This window comes from Skermanella sp., from assembly GCF_059503625.1.
Map to the genome: position 1 here is coordinate 472 of NZ_JCACHA010001178.1, position 4,401 is coordinate 4,872.

Annotated in this window: 4 protein-coding genes; all 4 read right to left on the bottom strand. The window is 62.8% G+C overall.

The window, feature by feature from the left end:
* Positions 1 to 768 (bottom strand): HupE/UreJ family protein (locus AC5JJ6_RS41585; protein ID WP_496047682.1); only part of this gene is annotated, 768 nt, incomplete at its 3' end.
* Positions 765 to 1,829 (bottom strand): tetratricopeptide repeat protein, encoded by a 1,065-nt coding sequence (locus tag AC5JJ6_RS41590; RefSeq protein WP_496047683.1) that lies wholly within the window; start codon positions 1,827 to 1,829, stop codon positions 765 to 767. The genes AC5JJ6_RS41590 and AC5JJ6_RS41585, both read right to left, overlap by 4 nt.
* Before the next feature lie 311 nt (positions 1,830 to 2,140).
* Positions 2,141 to 3,652, bottom strand: a complete 1,512-nt coding sequence (locus tag AC5JJ6_RS41595; protein ID WP_496047684.1) for a DUF4331 domain-containing protein — start codon at positions 3,650 to 3,652, stop codon at positions 2,141 to 2,143.
* 360 nt (positions 3,653 to 4,012) lie between these two features.
* On the bottom strand, positions 4,013 to 4,401 hold a 389-nt coding region (locus tag AC5JJ6_RS41600; protein ID WP_496047685.1), incomplete at its 5' end, for a tyrosine-type recombinase/integrase.

Consider the following 4,401-nt stretch of genomic DNA (forward strand, 5'->3'; position numbering starts at 1 on the left):
GACCAGCCGGGAAGGTATCGCGAGGAAGCCGAGCGCTGCCAGCGTCAGGGTGATTGAATGGGCCACGCTGAAAGACGTGACGATCTTCAGGACATCCCAGAGGGCAGAGCGGAGATTGGCAGCGGCTTGCCAGCCACCATCCACCCGCCGAAGCACGGCTGGCAGCAGCAGGCTGATCAGAAACAGGATATGATCGAACCCGATCCAGATATGCCAGATCCCCTCTTCGACAAATTGCAGGAACTGATCCCTGGGATCGGGTGAGGCAAGCTCGAAACTCTGCTGAGCGCTGACCGGGCTGAAGATCGCGCTGCGGGTCTCACCGCCGTACAGCAACCGCAGCAAACCGCGATGCTGAGGGTCCAGGCCGAAGAACAGATCGTAGCCGACCTTGAGCATCTCGGGTGCGAGCGGACACCTGGCCGCGAAGCGCAGCACCGCGTAGGCGCCGTCGGTATGATTGTCCACAAGCTGGTCGGTGACCTGAGTATCGCAGACGCTACCGTCCGCGCGAAGGGCGAGGCGCGGCATCACATAGGCGACGATAGCACTGTGCCGGGCCTGCAACTCGCCCCACGTGATCATCCCGTCATTGTTCAGGTCGAGGCTGACGGCATGGTCCAGGTCACGCAGGGCAATGTCCCACTGCCCCTGGATCGTTTCGTTCTCGACCGACAAAGTCAGATAGCTGTCGCTCGGCTTGTGCGCCACGGCAGGTGCCGGCATCAGTACAATCAGCAGCAGGCACAGGAGTGCTGGTGGTTTCATGGTTGCGTCCCCCTGAGCCGTGCCACCAGCGGCTCCAGGAGGACATCCTGTAGCCTCGAGGCTGCAAGCCATTTCACAACGGGTTCCGCAGCCGCGCGGTCGCCGGCTGCCAGAGCGGCTTCAAGCACGATCCGGGCATCCCAGGGTTCCCGCTGAACTGCCCAATTTTCCAGGGCAATGCCGAGCGCTTTCGGCGGGTCGCGCAGCAGCTTCAGCGTGAACCAGGCTTCCTCACGGCGATGAACAGTTTCCTGGCGACGATGGCTGGCTTCAAACCGCGCCTGAAGGTCCCGAATCCTGGCAGTTTGGCTGATGTCGGTCCGACGGCCTCCATCAACGGCATCTTCTGCCAGTGCCAGTCGAAGCACGAGTCCATCGATCCTGCTCTCGTCTCTTACCAGCTCGCGGGCCTCCGCCGGTCGGCCCTCGTCGAGCAGGAAATCCGCGTAGGCGCCAAGCAGGTATGGATCCCGGAGACCGAGCGACAGGGCCGTGCGGAAGTGAGCCTCCGCTGCCGACGTATCGCCTAGCCGAGCTGCCGTTTCCGCCAGGGATGTGAGTACCCACAGCCGCTCCGGATTGCTGATGCCCTCGCTTTGGCCGAACTGCCGGTGCAGGATCTGGTAACTTCGCTCACCATCGCCGTTCAGGCTGGCGATATCGGCGATGCAGGCGGTGCTGATCAAAGCGCTGGCCAGCCTCACCAGATGCGCACAGGCGCGCCGAGCTTCGGCAAAATCGCCGGTCACGCGCAGGATCACAGCCCGCGTCAGCCAGGCCTGGGCATTACGCGGATCCTGGTCGAGCACCTGTGAGAGATCAGCCAGCGCACCGGGGAAATCATGCTGGCTTTGCCGCAGAGTGGCACGCAGCAACAGAATGTCCGGCGGCGGTGCCGGCTGATCCCACCAGGGCAGCAGCGCCGCCTGCGCATAGCCGTAATAGCGCGGATCGCCCTCGGCGCGGCCGAGTTCAAGATAGAGCCGGGCAAGGTGGACAGCGAGGTCAATATTCTCCGGCTGGTCCGCGAGCCGGCCACGGAGTTGCCGCAACTGGCGCATCTGTTCAGTGCCGGCCGCCGGCAGGTGCTCCAGGATCTGAGCCTCATTGCTGGGGTGAAAGGGAGCTGCCGGGACGCCGGACGAGCCCCAACTGACAAGGGTGAGCACGACGACGGCGGTGACAAGGCGCCGGTGGCGTGGGGGCTTGGGGGCACCACGGTTCCCAGTCATTGCGGCGATAAGGCTCACGCTTGGCCTCCTGGTTGGATCGTCCGTCTGGAAGTGCAGGCTGCGAACTGGGCGCTCCACCCCCAGCCGTGTCCCAGGGGCATTCGGCTCAGGGCGGAGCGGAAGTCAGACTTAGCGACTGATTACGGAGTTACCTTCGCGACCTCAGGCGCCGCTGCCATGGAGGGCGATCCGGCAATCGGGGTCATGAGGTACGGGAAAGCGGCCTTGAAGTCGGCGGCACCAGTGATGGCTCCGTCAGTGAAGTCCAGCGCGCCCGAGGGAGCCTTGGCCGGATCGCCGAACAGGCCAAGGGAAATCAGGCGGCCCATGGCGACGCGCAGCGAGATATCAACGACATCATCGCCCGGACGGCGGCCATTGGGAAAGCCAGCGGCATCGCCGCCAATCACGCCCAGCCTGTTCTGCGAGGCCGCAGGAGTGGGCTCAGTCTTCGTATTCAGCCGCAGCATTTCCGCGGGACGTCCGTTGGCCTGCTGATTGACGCCCTCGATGCCGGTCAGGAAGGTGGCGACCAGGTCGGTGCGCGGAAACAGATCAGGAGCGCGAACGCCGGCCGGGCCAAACAGCAGCTCGAGAATTTCCGGCAGGGTCGGATTGGTGACATAGGTCGCGAACTGGGCATCGCTGAACGGCCGACTGCCGTTGAACTTGTCCTTATCCTTGAGGCCGATCACGAGTTCGTTGACCAGGGGATGGCCGAGCCTGGACACCTGGACCATCTCCGGCTCGCGCTCGCCTCGTTTGCTGCCCTTGCCACCATTATCGAGGTCCCGGTCCAGCTTGATGCTCGCTGTCGTCCAGCCGGCAATCACCGGGTCCTTGTCGACAAGGCAGGAGATCGGCACTTCAAGAATGAGGGATGTGATGTTCTTGTCGTTGAGGTCGCTCTGCTCGGCGGCACTGAATTCCTCGCCGACCGGGTTCGCGATGTTGACCAGGTCGAAGGTTTCTCCGAGGTTGACGGCAAACGGCTCCTTTCGCTGGCCGACGAACATCCTGCCATTGCCGCAGCCCGGCAGGGCGACGTTGTAGATGTGCGCGTTGGCATAGGCCTCGTAGTCGGGCAGGGTTTTAGTGCCGATATTGTCGACCGGCTTGAGGAATCTCCGGTCACGCGTCGCAGCGTTGGTGATGCTCTTGAAGCCACCTTCCCGGCCATTCTGGATGATGGCGGCGTGGAAGAACTCCTCAACGTTCAGATTGCCGGTGTCTTTCGGATCGCCGCTCTTCCCGATCTGGCCGACGTTGATCACCGGCACCGCGACGTCCTCGCCGCCCACGGAAAGTGTTATGTCCCTGGCTTGTCGATTGAAGCGAAACTGGAACGTTATGTCCTCTTTCGCATCGCCGTCGTTGTCGATCTTGATCTCGTAAACGGCATTGGGATCGAGCATGAAGTAGTTCGGGCCGCCATAGGCATCCTGCAGCGGCAGATAGTTGGCGACCAGCGTGACATAGTCTTCCCGGCCGGCCTCATAGCTGCGGAACATGTAGAAGTCTGTCCCGTCGACCTTCGGCAGCCCGCTGATGAACGGCGCCTCCCGGTGACTGGAAGCATCGGCATACCCCGCAGACAACCATGCGGTCAGCGCAAGACCGGCAGCCGGCAGCGCTCTCCGTCGAATTTGCATCAGTGCCTCCCACGTATTCTGATTGTTACAGCCAAGAGAAACAACTTGCCGAGTAGTCCTTTGCTCGGCGTGTTACTGCGCAGCGCGGCACCTATTGTCGATGGTGTGAGCACGATGATGAACACGGATTTGCAGTAACCGACATCGGCGGCATTTCCTCACATGGCAGGACGCCCTGGAAAACGCGTCCTAGACCAGCTACTGCAAAGCTCAGGCATTTGGATGCAGCTGAAAAAAATTATTCTTGTAGCTGCGGTGTGGTGGCCTGGACAGGTGCCCCGAGGGCTACCAGGAAAATTGGCACGTCATGGCGCACTGGAAGATGGGAGCATGGTCGACAGCGACGAGGACGCCTGCCTTTCAAAGCCCAAGCTTTCCGGCGGAGCTGCGCCGGAAGATGTTGGCTTCGCGGATGTATCGGCGGGTCATCTCAGCGCTGGCATGGCCGAGTTGGGCCTGGATGGTGCGCTCGTCGCCATCATTCATCGCGACCGTGGTGGCGTGACCGCTGCGTAGACTGTGACCGGCGTAGCCGGCCGGGTCGAGCCCTGCCGCTTCGGCAGCGCGCTTGACGATCAGGGCGACCGAGCGATCAGTCAGGCGGTCCAGCCGAATGGTACCGGCCCGACCGACCGGGCGGAACAGCGGACCGTGGACGATACCAGCGTGGTCAAGCCAGGCCCGGACCGCGGCTACCGGGCAGGTGTCGGGATGGACGCCGAAGGGCACGCCGATCGAACGCCCCTCCC

Bases quoted from the DNA above. Each gene is read 5' to 3' on its own strand.
- AC5JJ6_RS41595 (WP_496047684.1), bottom strand. From the start codon at position 3,652: ATGCAAATTCGACGGAGAGCGCTGCCGGCTGCCGGTCTTGCGCTGACC.
- AC5JJ6_RS41590 (WP_496047683.1), bottom strand. From the start codon at position 1,829: ATGCGCCAGTTGCGGCAACTCCGTGGCCGGCTCGCGGACCAGCCGGAG.